Raw genomic sequence first — 15,751 nt, 5'->3', positions numbered from 1 at the left:
AAATGCGCCCTTTTCATTTGCCGGTATTAACCGGGAAGTTAACCGAATACGCTCCCAAACCACTGGGTCAGTTTCATCATCACCATGTCCCAGATACGGCTGAAGAAGTTACCTTCTTTCACTTCCTGCATCGCCACCAGCGGGTATTGCTCAATAGTTTTACCGTCGAGCTGGAAATCAATGGTGCCAACGACCTGGTTTTTCGCCAGTGGTGCTTCCAGTGTCGCCTGGTTCAGTTTGTAACTGGCCTTCAGGTTTTTCATCTGCCCTTTCGGGATAGTCACTGCTGCATCTTTCGCTACACCCAACGGCACTTCACTGACATCGCCAAACCACACTTTCTGGGTAACAAACGGCTTGTCAGTTTTGATCGGCGTGGCCGTTTCGTAGAAGCGGAAACCCCAGGTCAGCAATTTTTCACTTTCACTAAAGCGGATACGATCGCTCGGTGCACCCAGCACTACCGAGATCAAACGCATCGGACCGTCAGTAGCCGATGCGACCAAGTTGTGACCGGCACCACCGGTATAACCGGTTTTAATGCCATCCACGTTCAGATTGGAACTCCACAGCAGACGGTTGCGGTTAATCTGGCGGATTTTGTTGAAGGTGAACTCTTTTTCTTTATGCAGCGCGTACTCATCCGGCACATCGCGGATCAGTGCCTGACTCAGCAATGCCATGTCACGTGCTGTACTGTACTGCCCTTCCGCATCCAGTCCGTGTACCGTCAGGAAATGGGTGTTCTGAAGACCCAGCAATTTGGCGTAGTTGTTCATTAACCCGACAAACGAATCCTGGCTACCCGCGACATAATCGGCCAGCGCAATACTGGCGTCGTTACCCGACTGAATGACAATGCCTTTGTTCAGCTCCATCACCGGCACCTGATCGCCCGGTTTGATAAACATCAGTGAAGAACCACGCAACGCCGGATTACCGGTTGCCCATGCGTCTTTGCCTACTGTCACCATATCTTCCGGCTTGATCTTACCGGCTTTGATCGCCTGTCCAATCACATAGCTGGACATGATCTTGGTCAGACTGGCGGGATCTAAACGAGTATCGGCGTTGCCCTCCGTCAGGATTTTACCGCTGTTGTAATCCATCAGCACGTAGGCCTTGGCATCAATCTGCGGAGCAGCCGGCGCTTCGGCCGCCTGTACAACAGGAGCAGCCAACAACAGTATGCTGACGCTAAACGTTAATTTTTTCAGGGTGGTGGATAAGTTTCTTTTCATCATGACGTCGCCAGAGTGTCCATTCAAATCATTGAAATAGCGTTAACTTTCAAACATATTCACGTTTTCAGCCAACCAGCGAGAGTAGCCCGGCACGCGTTTGCCAACCGCAGACTCCCTGCGGCCCCATGACGGGTGAACGGCGCACCAAAAATGCCCTTGCTGTGAGTTTATTAGATTCATCTTATTTTTGCAGGGTTTAGCGTGAATTTTCAGCATTTTTACATAACTGTACGCTCTCAGGCGAAAATTGGATGAAAAGCCACCCGCATGCCTGTTTTTTATGCCACCCATGGCTACACGGCTAAACTTCTTAACTGCTGAACATCTGTCTATCTATACGTCCAAATTAGATTAATATATTCCAAAAATGAATATTGATAGGTTATTTGTTCTTTTTAATACGCATATTTGCAGCGCTATCATCCAGATAACGGCCTTTAAACCGAATTATTCTGGAGATCCTCATGGCAATACCGCACTCCGTCATCGATATGATCGGCAACACCCCGATGTTGGAACTGACCCAGTTCGAAACCGGCCCCTGCCGGCTGTTCGTCAAGCTGGAGAATCAAAACCCCGGCGGATCGATCAAAGATCGCGTTGCTTTATCGATGATCGAACAGGCAGAACGTGAAGGCCGCTTGCAACCCGGCGGCACCATTATTGAAGCCACTGCGGGAAATACCGGTTTGGGGCTGGCCCTGGTGGCAGCACTGAAGGGGTATAAGCTGGTGCTGGTGGTGCCGGACAAAATGAGCCGGGAGAAGATTTTCCATCTGCGTGCACTGGGTGTGGACGTCGTCTTAACCCGTTCCGATGTGGGTAAAGGCCATCCGGCTTACTATCAGGATTATGCCAAACGTCTGGCGAGCGAGATCCCCGGAGCGTTCTATATCGATCAGTTTAACAACCCGGCCAACCCTGCCGCTCATACCTGTACCACCGCACCAGAACTTTGGCAGCAGATGGACCACCAGGTCGATGCCATCGTCGTCGGCGTCGGTTCCGGCGGCACGTTGGGTGGGCTGAGTCAATATTTCGCAGAGGTATCACCGCAGACCGAGTTTGTGTTGGCTGACCCCGCAGGTTCAATCCTGGCGGACTATCTCGATAACGGCCAGATCGGTGAGGCTGGCAGTTGGCTAGTAGAAGGCATCGGCGAAGATTTCATTCCACCACTGAGCGACTTCAATCAAGTACGTAATGCCTACCGTATCGGCGACGCCGAGGCGTTCACTACTGCGCGCGATCTGTTACGCAAAGAAGGTGTGCTGGCGGGGTCATCCACCGGCACACTGTTGGCAGCCGCATTGCGCTATTGCCAGGCACAGACTGAACCAAAACGCGTGGTCACGTTCGTCTGCGACAGCGGCAATAAATACCTGTCTAAAATGTATAACGACCACTGGATGCTGGAACAAGGTCTGTTAAGCAAACCACAGCATGGCGATCTACGCGATCTGATCGCCTACCGTCATGACGAAGGTGCTGCGGTATCGGTAGCACCGGAAGACACTTTGGCGATCGTTCATGCCCGTATGCGTCTGTATGACATCTCGCAATTACCGGTACTGGAAGGCGATCGCGTGGTCGGTCTGATCGACGAATGGGATCTACTCAATGCCGTACAGGCGGATGCCAACCACTTCAGCCTACCCGCCACCCGCGCCATGACCCATTCGGTCAAGACGTTGCAAAAAGAAGCCAGTTATCAGGATTTGCTCGCCACCTTCAATCACGGGCACGTCGCTGTGGTACTCGATGGCGAACGCTTCCTCGGTTTGATTACCCGCACAGACGTACTTAACGCCTGGCGCCAAAAATTACGTTAATAAGGATGATTGTATGGCCAAGTTTGATACGTTGACCGTTCATGCCGGCTACACGCCGGATGCTACTGGGGCAGTAATGCCTGCTATTTATGCCACGTCCACCTATGCCCAGCCGGCACCGGGTGAGCATACTGGTTACGAGTATTCGCGCAGCGCCAACCCAACGCGTACCGCATTAGAAAGCGCCATTGCTGAACTGGAAGGCGGCAGCCGCGGTTATGCCTTTGCTTCCGGCCTGGCTGCCTGCTCAACGGTATTGGAATTGCTCGATCAGGGTAGCCATTTAGTGGCTGTTGACGACTTATACGGCGGTACCTACCGCTTACTGGAAAAAGTACGTAGCCGTACTGCCGGCTTGCGCGTTACCTATGTTTCCCCAGCAGACATTGCTGCCCTGGAACAAGCCATTGAACCAGATACAAAAATGATCTGGGTGGAAACGCCGACCAACCCGCTGCTGAAACTGGCCGATCTGAGCGCCATCGCTACCATCGCCAAAAAGCACGGTTTGATCAGCGTAGCAGACAACACCTTCGCCTCACCTTACATTCAGCGCCCGCTGGATCTTGGTTTTGATGTCGTGGTGCATTCTGCAACTAAATACCTCAACGGCCATTCCGATGTGGTTGCAGGGGTTGCGGCCGTAGGGGATAACCCAGAATTGGCCGAACAGCTTGGCTTTTTGCAGAACGCGGTAGGCGGCATTCTTGATCCATTCAGCAGCTTCCTGACGCTGCGCGGCATCCGTACGCTGGCACTACGTATGGAACGCCACAGCCAAAGCGCCTTGCATATCGCTCAATGGTTGGAAAACCAGCCGCAGGTGGAAGAAGTCTACTACCCGGGCCTGCCGAGCCACCCGCAGCATGCACTGGCAACAAAACAGATGCGCAGTTTTGGCGGTATGATTTCGGTACGATTGAAAGGTGACGATGCCTTCGCACGTCGAGTCATCAAGCGCTCGCACCTGTTCACGCTGGCAGAAAGCTTGGGGGGTGTGGAAAGCCTGATCAGTCAACCTTTCAGCATGACCCATGCGTCGATCCCATTGGAACAACGCTTGAAAACCGGCATCACGCCACAGTTGCTGCGTTTGTCGGTGGGCATTGAAGATGCGGAAGATCTGATTGCTGATCTGCAACAGGCTCTGGCGGAGTAATCGTAGCCCTCGGGTTAAAATGGGAAGGCCTGGCTAGGTGCCAGACCTTTTTCAGTTGCCTTTCAGTTTGAGATACCCGGGCCTGGCGCACCGAGGGGCACTCCGGCAGCTAAAGCTGCTACGACCCCTTCGGCACGCTCTCCCTAATAACCGACATTATCAGTCGTCTGAATTCGGACCTTTTGTTTTTCAAATTCCGGCACCAATAACATCCTGATAATAGCGCTGCGCCACATCAGGGTGAGAACGAATTCGCCCCTTCAGGTAGTTAAAGCCCACATCGCGTAGCAGCGGATTATGCGGATCGCTAACCGGGCCGCGAGCCTCGGCCGCCAGATGTGCAGGCAGCTGATACAGTGGCACCACAGCGTCAAGTCGCGCCCCCAGGAAGAAGGCTATCGACAGACGATCACTCCCGGCGGGCGGCGTTTCCACCCGATGTACCGTGGCACGTAGATAGCCATTGGTTGCCAGCTCCAGCAATTCGCCGATATTGACCACAAAGGTATCTTCGCGCGGTTCCGCGTCTACCCACCGTCCTTCATCAATTTCAACCTGCAAACCTTTCTGCCGATCCTGCAGTAAAAAACTAAGAAAGCCAGAGTCCTTATGGGCCCCTACCCCTTGCCCGCTGGTGGTGGCCTCACGTCCCGGATACCGTATCAGTTTGATATGTTCATTGGGTTTATCGCCGTAGAGCGAATCAAATGCGTGTTCCGGTAATGAAAGTGCTAACGCGAAGGCACGCAGCAGGCGCAACGACATCACGGTCATCGCTTGCTGCCACTGCAACAGCAAGGGTTTCAGTTCAGGCAGTGCTTCAGGCCATTGATTCGGCCCCTGTAAACGCGCCCAACGCGGCGTTTCATACGCCAATTGCAGCGCAGGGCGTTCTGCTCCGATGTCGAACTGTTCGCGCCAATCCGGTTGTCCTCGAGTCAGTTCGTCCGCAGCGCGGTTATAGCCGCGAAAGTGCGGCGAACGCACCATTTGTACCGCCAATTTTTCGGCTTCCGGCAAGGCAAAAAACTGCCTGGCCAGCTGTTGCAGTTGCGTATTGAGGGCACTATCAATGCCATGCCCACGCAGATAAAAAAAGCCGACGTCTCGTGCCGCAACACGCAGACTGTCAAGAAACGCCTGCCGCTGACGCGCATCACCATCAAGCTGCGAAAGATCCAGCAGCGGCAGTGTCTTCAGCGTCAGTGGTGGTTGTTTCATTATCCTGTTCCTCATCATTCCCGACAAAAATCGGACCGGCATAAAGGCGAATTATCAGCATCTTTAACTCCTGGATGGCCAGTGCATTACCCTATAGTTACCACCCTGCCAAAGAACCGAGCCAATATTGTTGCGTTCTAAGTTATGCAAACGTTCAACAAAGTGTCGCAAAACTGTCATCAATGTTTCTTATGCTCTGCGCAATTTCGTTGTCGCCACTGGCTGGCGGCTTAGGGTATCCGCTATTCTGTATACACCTCATTTCCCTCCCTGCATGCCGGAGAAATACTGATGGATTTAGCCTTATTCGACCTGGATGAAACCCTGATTGATGATGACAGCGCCAGCCTGTGGATCCGCTGGCTGGTCGCCGAGGGGTTTGCGCCGGCAGAACTGGAACAGCAGGAACAGCAGCTCATGCAGCTCTATTATCAGGGAAAGCTGTCCATGGAGGACTACATGCAAGCCACCCTGGCCCCCCTGACCGGCATGAGTACCCAAACGGTTGCCGGTTGGGTACAACGTTATATCCGTCGCGATATTCTGCCGCGTGTCTACCCGGCCGCCCGTGAGCGGCTGTTGTGGCACCGCGAGCGCGGTGACTGCATTCTGGTTATTTCCGCCACCGGTGAACATCTGGTGGCCCCGATTGCCGAGCAGCTCGGTGCTGATGGCGCACTGGCGATTGGTGTCGAAGTGCAAGACGACCGCTTCACCGGCAACACCTACGGCACGATGACTTACCAACAGGGCAAAGTGACCCGTTTGAAACAGTGGCTGGCAGAACACCCGGAATTGATCTTTGAACACAGCCACGGCTACAGCGACTCACTTAACGACAAAGCCATGCTGCAATATGTCGACAGCGCTACGGTGATCAACCCAGACAGTGAACTCAACGCGCTGGCCGTTGAGCACGGTTGGGAAATCTGCCGCTGGGAACGCTAAATATCGTCACCGTCGGCAAAAAATGCCTTCCAGTGTGACAACCGCACAATTGTGGCGTACGTATATACCCTATGAATTTCAAGTTGCAACCAGGTACCTGCAGCTTGAAAGGCAGCGGGTATAACAGCTTAGGTCAATTAACCCACATAAAGAGGCGTTCTATGCTGACCATTTGGGGTCGAGAAAATTCGAATAACGTCAGGAAAGTACTGTGGTGCGCAGCCGAGTTAGAGCTGAATTACGCCCACATTAATGCCGGTGGTGCATTCGGTAAGGTGAACGATGAACTCTACCGTTCATTGAATCCGAACGGTCTGGTGCCACTGCTGCAAGACGATGATTTCGTGCTGTGGGAGTCCAATACCATAGTCCGCTATCTGGCGGCTAAATATGGCAGCGAGCCATTCTACCCGCAGGACCTACAGGCTCGTGCCAGTGCAGAAAAATGGATGGACTGGACCACCGCTACCATTGTCAGCCACTTTAGCGTGGTGTTCTGGGGCCTGGTACGCACCAAGCCGGAACTGCGCGACATGGCCAAGATTGAAGCGGCGATCGCCACGCTGGAAAAGCACTTCGACATCGTGGAAGAAACGTTGGGCCGTCAGCCTTATCTTTCCGGTGAGTCGTTCGGTATTGGCGACATCCCACTGGGTAGCTTTGCTTACGCCTGGTTCTCCATGCCGATTACGCGCCAACCACGCCCGAACATGGAGCGTTGGTACCAGAAACTGACCGAACGCCCAGCTTACCAACGCGGTGTAATGAGTGAGCTAACCTGAGTTTTATGCGCCCCTCTGGGGCGCTATGATTTCTCAGTCAGCCCAACCCGTAGCAACTTTCCATTACTCGAATCGGTTAATAGATAAAGATAGCCATCCGGCCCGGTCCGCACCTCACGAATGCGTTCCCCACGCTCTTCCAGTAGCCGTTGTTCAGCAATTACCTTATCACCCTGTAGTGTTAGACGAATCAACGCCTCTTGCGCCAGCGCGCCAATAAACAAAGACCCTTGCCAATCAGCAAAGCGTTTGCCGTCATAGAAGGCCATGCCGCTGATCCCTGGCGACACCGGCCAGTAATGTAATGGCTGTTCGGTACCTGCCACTTTTTGCCCCTGCGCCTCTGGGATCGCCAGTCCGGAGTAATTGATACCGTAAGTGGCGATCGGCCAACCGTAGTTTTTTCCTGCCTGCGGAAGATTGATCTCATCACCACCGCGCGGACCGTGCTCATGCTCCCAAATGACGCCACTCCACGGATTCAGTGCCAAGCCCTGTGGGTTACGGTGACCATAGGACCAGATTTCCGCCCGCTTTCCGCTCTGGCCAACAAACGGATTATCCGGTGGTACCGCCCCGTCGGCAGTTAACCGCACGATCTTGCCCTGCAACTTGTCCAGATCCTGTGCCGTCGGCCGCTGATTATTTTCTCCTAAAGCAATAAACAGATAGCCCTGACGATCAAATGCCAACTTGCCACCGAAGTGATTACCGACCGACAGTTTCGGTTGCTGACGAAAAATCACTCTGAAATTTTCCAGTCGCCGGTTGTCGGCGCTTAGCCGGCCATAGCCCACTGCCGTCCCCGCCTTACCGTTCTCACCCACTTCGGCAAAGCTGAGGTAGACTCGTCTGCTGTCAGCAAAGTCTGGCGCTAACAGCACTTCAAGCAACCCGCCCTGGCCTTCTGCATACACCTGTGGCACACCGATAATTGGCGCTGACAAACCTTTATCCTGTTGCCACAATCGCAGACGGCCCGGTCGTTCTGTGATTAACATGCTCTGCTCACCAGGCAAAAATGCCAGCGACCAAGGGTGCTCTAACTTATCCTGTAATTGCGTAACCTTCAGCGCAGCATGCAGCAAACCGCTAAATAGCAGCAGTGCAATCATCATGGCGAATCTCCGCATGGCATCCTCCTGGATAGAAACGGGTTCATTCAGTGTAGTCCAGCAGACCACTTGCAACGTTTGTTTTAATTTTCAATATGTTGCCTTTTAGCCAGACTGTGCTTAAGTTAACGGATAAACAAGGAGGATGTATGCACATTACCGTAACCGATTCACTCAGCGAAGAAGTCCGAGACGCCATCAGCAGAGGCCTGAGAGCGCACAATAGCCCGTACATTGACCCTACTCAGCGTAAGCCGCTTGCTGTCTACAGCCAGAATGATGCTGGCGAAGTTATCGCCGGGGTGACAGCCGAAACCTGGGGCAATTGGCTAAGCGTTGATTGGTTGTGGGTGGCGGACTCGCAGCGTGGTAGCGGGTTGGGCCGTAAAGTACTGCTGGCAGCTGAACAAGAAGCTATTGCGCGTGGCTGTCGTTATGTTCGTTTAGATACTTTCAGTTTTCAGGCGCGCCCCTTCTACGAGAAGCTCGGTTATCAACTGCAGATGACACTGAAAAATTACCCAACAGAGCATGAGTGCTACTTTCTTACCAAAACACTGACTGCATAACAGGTGACCTGATGGAAACCACAACCATGGTTGTGAACTGCGTGGCATACAAAGCCGGTAAACGGCTAGGTGAAGTGACCATTGACGACATCAGTGAGGTGGTCAAACAGCCGGATACCTTTGTCTGGCTCGGTTTATGGCAGCCGGAAGACGCCTTTATGCGCAAGGTGCAGGAAGAGTTTGGGCTGCATGATCTGGCAATTGAGGACGCATTGTGCGCCCACCAGCGACCGAAACTCGAAACCTACGGTGATTCATTGTTTATCGTGGTCAAAACCGCACAGTGGGGCAAAGACGAAGTCGAGTACGGTGAAACACACTTTTTCGTGGGCAAGAATTTCCTGGTCACGGTGCGCCATGGTGCATCCCCCAGCTACGCGCCAATTCGTGCCAAGGCTGAAGAAAACCATAAACAAATGTGCCGCGGGCCGGGTTTTGCATTGTACTCAGTGATGGACTTTGTGGTGGATAACTACCGCAGTGTGGTAGCGAAGTTCGAGGCAGATATCGAAGCCATCGAAGCCAACATGTTCAAATCTGAGTTTGACGAAGCCGCCATTGAGAATGTTTATACGCTAAGGCGGCACCTGCTGGCGCTGCGCAATGCGGCAATGCCAATGGAAGAAATCTGCAACCAGCTAATTCGCCTGCATGAAGAGGTGATCCCAAAAGAATTGCGCGCCTATGTGCGCGACGTGCAGGACCACGCACGCCAGGTGGTCAGCAACATCGACGATATGCGCGAAATGCTGACCAACGCGATGCACGTCAATCTGGCCCTCGTCACCGTGAAACAGAACGAAGTAGTGAAACGGCTCGCAGGCTGGGGGGCAATTCTGGCGATCCCAACAGTAATATTCAGTCTGTATGGCATGAACTTCGCCAATATGCCGGAACTGAAGTTCCCGTGGGCCTATCACACCATCCTCGGGGTGACCGCCGTCGGCTGCTTCTTCCTGTATCAGAAACTGAAAAAATCCGGCTGGCTCTAGCCAATAACGGGGCTGTCATACACAGCCCCGCGTTTACAGGTTAGTCGGGGCAATACATTACCGCCGATCAACCGTTATGCCGCTGATGCAGTCTCATGGCCAGCAACATCACTGTTAAACTCAGCACCACCGCGACACTGGCCATCGCCATACCATCCCCTACCGAGCCTTGTTCAAACTGACGCCAGACAAAAACAGACACGGTCTGCACGCCAGCCGGAGATAACAGCAATGAGGTCACCAACTCCCGTACCGAGACGGCAAACACCAACATCGCTGCCGCCAGTAGGCTGGGAAACACCAGAGGCAACATGACCCATTGCAACGCTTGCAGCGGCGAAGCGCCATGGACCCGGGCTGCGGCCTCTACGTTACCGCCAATCTGGCGCAGGGCCGCACTGGCATAGCGCACCGGATAAGGCAACAGTACACAGCTGTAAGCAAGCAGCAAAATGCCCCAGGTGTTATAGGGTGACAACGGCCAAAAACTGCGATTCCAGGCCAGAATCAATCCCACTCCAACAACAATTCCTGGTAATGCCGCCGGCAGTAATGACAGCACATCAATCAAAACGGCGCCGCGCACCCGCTCACCAACCACCAGCCATGCGGCCAGAAAGCCGATAACTCCGGTTAAAAATGCCGCTCCTAGCGCCAGTGACAGGCTGGTGCTTAACGCTGAAAAGGCATCGTTGTCCGGCTCAAGCAATGGAGTGAAATGCCCTAGCGTAATGTTGTTCCACGACAATCCACCAGAGAGCGTGGCGGAAAAAGCCGTTGCCAACATTGACGCCAACGGTAATCCCGCAGCCAGTAATGCCACTATGCTAAACAACATGACAACCGGCCAGCGCCAGCTTCCCAGCGAGCGTATCGATATCGTGACCGGTTTGCCCGTGGTGGTTTCCACTTGCATCGACCCGGCAATGGCGCGCTGTAACCAAAACGCACTCAATGCCAATCCGACCAAAATCAACGATAATATTGCCGCTCCAGTCAGGTCGATTGGCCAGTCAGCCAGACGCTGTTCGATACCCGACGTTAGCACCAGGACACCTGCTCGCGCGCCCAACGCCGCCGGGACGCCGTATTCCTCTATCGCTAGCGTAAAGGCCAGCAACACGCTGGCCGCAATAGCCGGAGCAGCAAGTGGCAAGGTAATACGCCAAAATGCACACCATGGCCCGGCACCATGTACACGTGCTACTTCCGCCAAGCGGCTACCGGCTGCCGCCATACTGCGCGAAACGGCAAAATACACCACAGGGAAGATATTCAGCGACATCACCAGGATCACTCCCGGGAGTGAGAACAACAGCCCACTTAAGCGTATTGGCAGCAATTGCTCCAGATAGCCACTGGGTTGCAATGCCAACATCCATGACAGCGCCGCAATATAAGGCGGGAGTAAAAAAGGGATCAGGAACAGCAAATCCCATAATCGAGCGTAGGGCAACGCAAACAGCCCTCTCAGCGCCCCCAGCGGTATACCCAGCACCGCGCTGACCAATGCTACGCCCCCTCCGACACACAGCGTGTCACTCAGTTGCCGAAACAACGTGGGATCCGCCAACAACACGGGAAAAGCGCTGAATGGCTTCGCCAACGACCCCTGTGCTAACGCCGGAAATACCGCTTGCAGCAACACAAATAACATCGGCATCGCGACCAACAGCAACAAAACGGTCACCGTGGTACCAGGCAATAGCGCGCGTTTCATCATTTCCCCCGCACGCAATTTATCGTTGACCAAATAGCGTGGCAAAGCGATCGAGCACCGCTGAACGTGAGGCCGCCGGAGCATCCCCTTGTGGTAACAGTTTGAGTGTTTTGAACAGCGGGCGTTTGGCATCAATATCCTGTCGTGCAGGCATTAACCACGCATCCGCTACCGCCCGTTGTCCCTCAGGGGAGAGAACATAGTCGATAAATGCCCGAGCCTGATCAGCATGTTGAGTCGACTTCAGGATCATCATCGGTCTTGGCGCAATGACTGTGCCGCTCGACGGGAAGATCACTTTGATCGCTTCACCGTCCGCCATGCTGTTATAAGAGACGTAGTCCACCGCACCGAACACCGCCGCTTTAGCGCCCTGTAATACCGGCGTCAGCGCCTGCGCATTCGGCCCGGCAATGATGGCACCGTTGGATTTCAGGCTGTCAAACAGTTGCCAGGCCTGCTCGCCCTGAGCTTGTTGCAACCCCAACAATAGATCAAGAGAAGCACCGGAAAGCGCAGGATCGGGCGTAGTGACCTTGTCTTTAAACGCTGGCTGCGCCAGATCGCGCCAATCTTTAGGTTCCTGCGTGCCGCTATTACTGTTCCAGACAATACCCAGGGCCGAAATCCCCTGCGCAACGTAGGACGGCGTTTTAAACTGCGCCGGGACTTCCGCTGCGTTAGGGCTTTGATAATCCAATAACCAACCACGTTGTTGCAGATCTGTCGCGGTATCCCAGGATGCAGAAATCAATACATCCGCCCGCGGATTAGCCTGCTCGGCCTCCAGGCGCGCCATCACCTTTCCTGTGGTCGCCTGGAAAATATCAACCTTGACCCCACTTTGCTTTTCATAACCGGTAGCCAGTTTCTTGGCTAACGATCCAGGGCCTGCGGTATACAGCGTCAGCGCTTGTGCGCTGCTGCTCATCATGGCGAAGGACAATGCCATAGCTAGAGTGACTCCTGTGTTTGCAATACGGCCTGAAATACGTTGTTGAAAGAACATGTTATTTATCCTTAAGCCATTAGAGGGAGGTAATTTCAGCAATGCGCCCGCCAGCCATATGCGCCACGCGATTCGCCAACACCGTCGCTTCATTGCGATCGTGAGTGACGTACACTGCCGTGGTGCGCAACTGGCGTAACAGAGAGGCCATTTCATGGGACAAGGATTCACGTAGGTCGCGATCCAGATTTGAAAGCGGCTCGTCAAACAGCAGCACCTTCGGCTCTGCGACAATCGCCCGCGCCAGCGCAACGCGCTGCTGCTGTCCCCCTGATAACTCGGCTGGGCGTCGGTCGGCAAAATCCGCTAAACCGACGCGATCCAGTGCAGCCAGTACACGCTGTTGACGCTGCGAACGCTCAATCGCGCGCATTTTCAGGGGAAATGCCACATTCTGCGCCACGCTCATATGCGGCCACAGGGCGTAATCCTGAAACACCATGCCCAAATTGCGTTGTTCCGGTGGCAGGCTGTAGTGCGAGTCAGCCACCTTCTGTTCGCCAAACGAAATGCTGCCCTGATCAGGCTGTAGCAACCCGGCTAACAGCTTCAGCAAGGTGCTTTTACCGCAGCCTGAAGGCCCTAATAGCGCCAGCGTATATCCGGCAGGAATGGTCAAGTCGACTTGTTGCAGGATCGGTTGGCCCGCGATGCGGTAACATAGGCCTGATGCGGTAATGGATATCGGTCCACGTGCGTCATCGCTCATGGCAGCCGCCCATAACGCTTAGGCCGCAGAGAACAACGTGGCTGGATAAATAACGTAGATGGCGGAACCCAAACTTCAGTTTGGGAGAGATACCGGCATGGGGCAACCGCCCGCACCGTTGGCAGGAAATGCATTAATAACATGGGTCATCCTCTTTGGGACTTTATATCGGAAAGGCGATTGTAGGCAGGAGGTAAGACGATTGAGTTACAGTGTGAAGACACTCAGATGACAGCATAAAAAAATGCCCCGCAATCGGCAGGGCTTATTCAAACGATTAATTTAGCGGCATACGTGCAGGGTCAGGGTATTGATACTCAAACCCCAACTCATTACTGATACGGCTGCCGTCGACCAACCGCCCATCTTGCTCAGCTTCGACAGCAAACTGCGGTGGTGTCAGGTGTAACTGTTCAGCCAACGCCGGGTAAAACTCGCGCTTTGTCGGGTGGCCCGGTGCGCACAAGTTATAAACATGACCGCCTTTCGGCAGTTTTAGCAGCAGTTGGATGGCGGCGATCACATCGTCCTGATGCACCAGATTGACCCCTTGTGAGCCCCCCTTGACATCGACTTTACCTGCAAGAAAACGTCCTGGATGGCGATCTACCCCCACCAAGCCTGCCAGACGCAAAATATCCACCGAGGTGTTTGGCAACTCATGCAACCAGCGCTCCAGCTCAGCCAACACTTGCCCAGAAGGTGACACCGGCTTCAGCGGTGAATCTTCACGTACCGTACCCGTGGTTTCACCGTATACCGAGGTAGAACTGGTAAACAGGATGCGTGGCACACCGAACGCCATCGCGCTGTCCACCAGCATGCGCACAGCATTAAAATAATTCTCGCTGCCTTCAACCGTGCGGCGGGCCGGCAACGTTATCACCAGCGCGTCAACACGCAACAGCGGCTCCAAATCGTCCGGTTCGCAAATCAGCTCTGGCGTCATTTCCAGCTGATAGCATTCAATTCCGCTCATCCGCGCGGCTTCAACGCCGTCTGGCGTCGTTTTACTGCCAACGACGTCAAACCCACGGCTCATCAGCGACAGGGCCAACGGCATTCCCAGCCAACCCAAACCAATAATGGCGACCTTTTTCATTATCTTCCTCTCTTGAAGATTGCAGCGCTTTACCCGTTAAGGCTACGCCACTCCGTGTAGTGATACAATCCACCCTGCTTAAGCTTAGATAAAACCGCGTATAGCTAATAACTCAACCCGTTTCAATAAATTAAATTTATGACGATAAAAAAGGGTTGCGTGAATGACGACGGATAGTTTAGGTTAATTAGCAATTGAGTTTGTAGCGACTTTATACAGAGAAAACACCATGACACGCATTCAGTTCAGCCACCATCATCACCATCATCCTGACTAGTCTTTCAGGCGATGTGTGCTGGAAGACGGTTTTTTAATCTTCCAGTGGCGCGCAGAATGCAAGAGAGAGCCCTCGGAAGATTTCTTCCGAGGGTTTTTTTTTGGCTTCGGACAGACAGAAAAAATAATTTTTAAAATAAATTCATAAATTTACAGATTAAACAGAGGTTACCATGCTGGACAAAACACGTTTACGGATAGCAATGCAGAAGTCGGGCCGCCTGAGTGATGAATCCCAGGAATTGCTGGCGCGCTGTGGCATCAAAATCAACCTGCAGCAACAGCGCTTGATTGCCTTCGCAGAGAATATGCCGATTGATATCCTGCGCGTACGTGATGACGATATCCCGGGCCTGGTGATGGACGGCGTGGTTGATCTGGGCATTATTGGTGAGAACGTGCTGGAAGAAGAGCTGCTCACTCGCCGCGCTCAGGGCGAAGACCCGCGCTACTTCACTCTACGTCGCCTGGACTTCGGTGGTTGCCGACTGTCACTGGCAACCTCACTCGACAGTGAATATACCGGCCCGCAAAGCCTGCAAGACGCCCGCATCGCAACCTCTTACCCGCACTTGTTGAAACAGTACCTCGATAAACAAGGCGTACGTTTCAAGTCCTGCCTGCTGAACGGTTCAGTTGAAGTCGCCCCGCGTGCCGGTTTGGCCGACGCCATTTGTGACCTGGTTTCCACCGGCGCCACGCTGGAGGCTAACGGCCTGCGTGAAGTTGAAGTCATCTATCGCTCGAAAGCCTGCCTGATCCAACGCGATGGCGAAATGCCGGAAGCCAAACAGCAATTGATCGACCGCCTGATGACCCGTATTCAAGGCGTGATCCAGGCGCGTGAATCCAAGTACATCATGCTGCACGCGCCAAGTGAGCGCCTGGACGAAATCGTCGCGCTGCTGCCGGGTGCCGAACGCCCAACCATTCTGCCTCTGGCCGGTGCGCAAAACCGCGTCGCAATGCACATGGTCAGTAGCGAAACCCTGTTCTGGGAAACCATGGAAAAACTGAAAGCGCTCGGTGCCAGCTCGATCCTGGTGTTGCCTATTGAGAAGATGATGGAGTAA

At 53.7% G+C, this 15,751-nt stretch carries 15 protein-coding genes and 1 other annotated feature; of the genes, 8 read left to right on the top strand and 7 right to left on the bottom strand.

The genetic code is table 11. From position 1 onward, the window contains the following. Positions 1-38: 38 nt before the first annotated feature. Complete coding sequence (locus SGR01S_RS08495) at positions 39-1,244, bottom strand: serine hydrolase (protein WP_061807159.1); 1,206 nt, start codon at positions 1,242-1,244, stop codon at positions 39-41. 464 nt (positions 1,245-1,708) lie between these two features. Here SGR01S_RS08495 and SGR01S_RS08490 point away from each other — a divergent pair, with 464 nt between their 5' ends. Together SGR01S_RS08490 and SGR01S_RS08485 are read left to right on the top strand one after the other, a co-directional pair. Continuing rightward, entirely contained in the window at positions 1,709-3,076 is a 1,368-nt protein-coding gene (locus SGR01S_RS08490; protein WP_061807158.1) for a pyridoxal-phosphate dependent enzyme, read from the top strand. Positions 3,077-3,089: 13 nt separating this feature from the next. Then, positions 3,090-4,235 (top strand): trans-sulfuration enzyme family protein, encoded by a 1,146-nt coding sequence (locus tag SGR01S_RS08485; protein ID WP_061807157.1) that lies wholly within the window; start codon positions 3,090-3,092, stop codon positions 4,233-4,235. Between the two features lie 189 nt (positions 4,236-4,424). Here the strand turns inward: SGR01S_RS08485 and SGR01S_RS08480 are convergent, their stop codons facing one another. Then, entirely contained in the window at positions 4,425-5,456 is a 1,032-nt protein-coding gene (locus SGR01S_RS08480; RefSeq protein WP_115185151.1) for an isopenicillin N synthase family dioxygenase, read from the bottom strand. 291 nt (positions 5,457-5,747) lie between these two features. Here SGR01S_RS08480 and SGR01S_RS08475 point away from each other — a divergent pair, with 291 nt between their 5' ends. Together SGR01S_RS08475 and SGR01S_RS08470 are read left to right on the top strand one after the other, a co-directional pair. Continuing rightward, positions 5,748-6,404 (top strand): HAD family hydrolase, encoded by a 657-nt coding sequence (locus tag SGR01S_RS08475; protein WP_061807156.1) that lies wholly within the window; start codon positions 5,748-5,750, stop codon positions 6,402-6,404. Between the two features lie 161 nt (positions 6,405-6,565). Then, the gene (locus SGR01S_RS08470) at positions 6,566-7,186 is read left to right on the top strand and encodes a glutathione S-transferase family protein (protein WP_037420083.1); all 621 of its coding nucleotides are present in this window, start codon (positions 6,566-6,568) and stop codon (positions 7,184-7,186) included. Between the two features lie 23 nt (positions 7,187-7,209). Here the strand turns inward: SGR01S_RS08470 and SGR01S_RS08465 are convergent, their stop codons facing one another. Further along, entirely contained in the window at positions 7,210-8,319 is a 1,110-nt protein-coding gene (locus SGR01S_RS08465; protein WP_061807154.1) for a PQQ-dependent sugar dehydrogenase, read from the bottom strand. Positions 8,320-8,450: 131 nt separating this feature from the next. Between SGR01S_RS08465 and SGR01S_RS08460 the strand changes: the two genes are divergently transcribed. Next, a complete protein-coding gene (locus tag SGR01S_RS08460) occupies positions 8,451-8,870 on the top strand; it encodes a GNAT family N-acetyltransferase (RefSeq protein ID WP_061807153.1) in 420 nt (139 codons plus the stop codon). A gap of 11 nt (positions 8,871-8,881) precedes the next feature. Then, positions 8,882-9,862: a magnesium/cobalt transporter CorA gene (corA, locus tag SGR01S_RS08455; protein WP_061807152.1), complete on the top strand. Its 981-nt coding sequence runs from the start codon at positions 8,882-8,884 to the stop codon at positions 9,860-9,862. Positions 9,863-9,929: 67 nt separating this feature from the next. Here the strand turns inward: corA and SGR01S_RS08450 are convergent, their stop codons facing one another. The 4 genes from SGR01S_RS08450 to SGR01S_RS08435 form a co-directional block, all read right to left on the bottom strand. Beyond that, the gene (locus tag SGR01S_RS08450; RefSeq protein ID WP_172479808.1) at positions 9,930-11,582 is read right to left on the bottom strand and encodes an ABC transporter permease; all 1,653 of its coding nucleotides are present in this window, start codon (positions 11,580-11,582) and stop codon (positions 9,930-9,932) included. Between the two features lie 19 nt (positions 11,583-11,601). After that, positions 11,602-12,534: an ABC transporter substrate-binding protein gene (locus tag SGR01S_RS08445; RefSeq protein WP_370452781.1), complete on the bottom strand. Its 933-nt coding sequence runs from the start codon at positions 12,532-12,534 to the stop codon at positions 11,602-11,604. Between the two features lie 76 nt (positions 12,535-12,610). Beyond that, positions 12,611-13,300: an ABC transporter ATP-binding protein gene (locus SGR01S_RS08440; protein ID WP_082797611.1), complete on the bottom strand. Its 690-nt coding sequence runs from the start codon at positions 13,298-13,300 to the stop codon at positions 12,611-12,613. 277 nt (positions 13,301-13,577) lie between these two features. Next, the gene (locus SGR01S_RS08435) at positions 13,578-14,402 is read right to left on the bottom strand and encodes an SDR family oxidoreductase (protein ID WP_037420092.1); all 825 of its coding nucleotides are present in this window, start codon (positions 14,400-14,402) and stop codon (positions 13,578-13,580) included. Between the two features lie 229 nt (positions 14,403-14,631). Between SGR01S_RS08435 and hisL the strand changes: the two genes are divergently transcribed. Both hisL and hisG read left to right on the top strand, forming a co-directional pair. Beyond that, positions 14,632-14,679, top strand: a complete 48-nt coding sequence (gene hisL, locus SGR01S_RS24150) for a his operon leader peptide (RefSeq protein ID WP_101495319.1) — start codon at positions 14,632-14,634, stop codon at positions 14,677-14,679. Then, positions 14,655-14,781 (top strand) — a sequence feature (His leader region). It overlaps the preceding gene by 25 nt. A gap of 70 nt (positions 14,782-14,851) precedes the next feature. Further along, positions 14,852-15,751: an ATP phosphoribosyltransferase gene (gene hisG, locus SGR01S_RS08430; RefSeq protein WP_012006049.1), complete on the top strand. Its 900-nt coding sequence runs from the start codon at positions 14,852-14,854 to the stop codon at positions 15,749-15,751.

It is taken from the genome of Serratia grimesii NBRC 13537, from assembly GCF_001590905.1.
Lineage (GTDB): Bacteria > Pseudomonadota > Gammaproteobacteria > Enterobacterales > Enterobacteriaceae > Serratia > Serratia grimesii.
Note: the sequence above shows the minus strand (reverse complement) of the source record. Positions and strands in the feature narration are given on the sequence as shown.

Excerpts from the sequence above, each read along its gene's own strand:
- SGR01S_RS08490 (WP_061807158.1), top strand. The coding sequence starts at position 1,709 with ATGGCAATACCGCACTCCGTCATCGATATGATCGGCAACACCCCGATG.
- SGR01S_RS08480 (WP_115185151.1), bottom strand. The coding sequence starts at position 5,456 with ATGAAACAACCACCACTGACGCTGAAGACACTGCCGCTGCTGGATCTT.
- SGR01S_RS08440 (WP_082797611.1), bottom strand. The coding sequence starts at position 13,300 with ATGAGCGATGACGCACGTGGACCGATATCCATTACCGCATCAGGCCTA.
- SGR01S_RS08435 (WP_037420092.1), bottom strand. The coding sequence starts at position 14,402 with ATGAAAAAGGTCGCCATTATTGGTTTGGGTTGGCTGGGAATGCCGTTG.
- hisG (WP_012006049.1), top strand. The coding sequence starts at position 14,852 with ATGCTGGACAAAACACGTTTACGGATAGCAATGCAGAAGTCGGGCCGC.
- SGR01S_RS08445 (WP_370452781.1), bottom strand. The coding sequence starts at position 12,534 with ATGGCATTGTCCTTCGCCATGATGAGCAGCAGCGCACAAGCGCTGACG.
- corA (WP_061807152.1), top strand. The coding sequence starts at position 8,882 with ATGGAAACCACAACCATGGTTGTGAACTGCGTGGCATACAAAGCCGGT.
- SGR01S_RS08450 (WP_172479808.1), bottom strand. The coding sequence starts at position 11,582 with ATGAAACGCGCGCTATTGCCTGGTACCACGGTGACCGTTTTGTTGCTG.
- SGR01S_RS08485 (WP_061807157.1), top strand. The coding sequence starts at position 3,090 with ATGGCCAAGTTTGATACGTTGACCGTTCATGCCGGCTACACGCCGGAT.
- SGR01S_RS08475 (WP_061807156.1), top strand. The coding sequence starts at position 5,748 with ATGGATTTAGCCTTATTCGACCTGGATGAAACCCTGATTGATGATGAC.
- SGR01S_RS08495 (WP_061807159.1), bottom strand. The coding sequence starts at position 1,244 with ATGATGAAAAGAAACTTATCCACCACCCTGAAAAAATTAACGTTTAGC.
- SGR01S_RS08460 (WP_061807153.1), top strand. The coding sequence starts at position 8,451 with ATGCACATTACCGTAACCGATTCACTCAGCGAAGAAGTCCGAGACGCC.
- SGR01S_RS08465 (WP_061807154.1), bottom strand. The coding sequence starts at position 8,319 with ATGCGGAGATTCGCCATGATGATTGCACTGCTGCTATTTAGCGGTTTG.
- SGR01S_RS08470 (WP_037420083.1), top strand. The coding sequence starts at position 6,566 with ATGCTGACCATTTGGGGTCGAGAAAATTCGAATAACGTCAGGAAAGTA.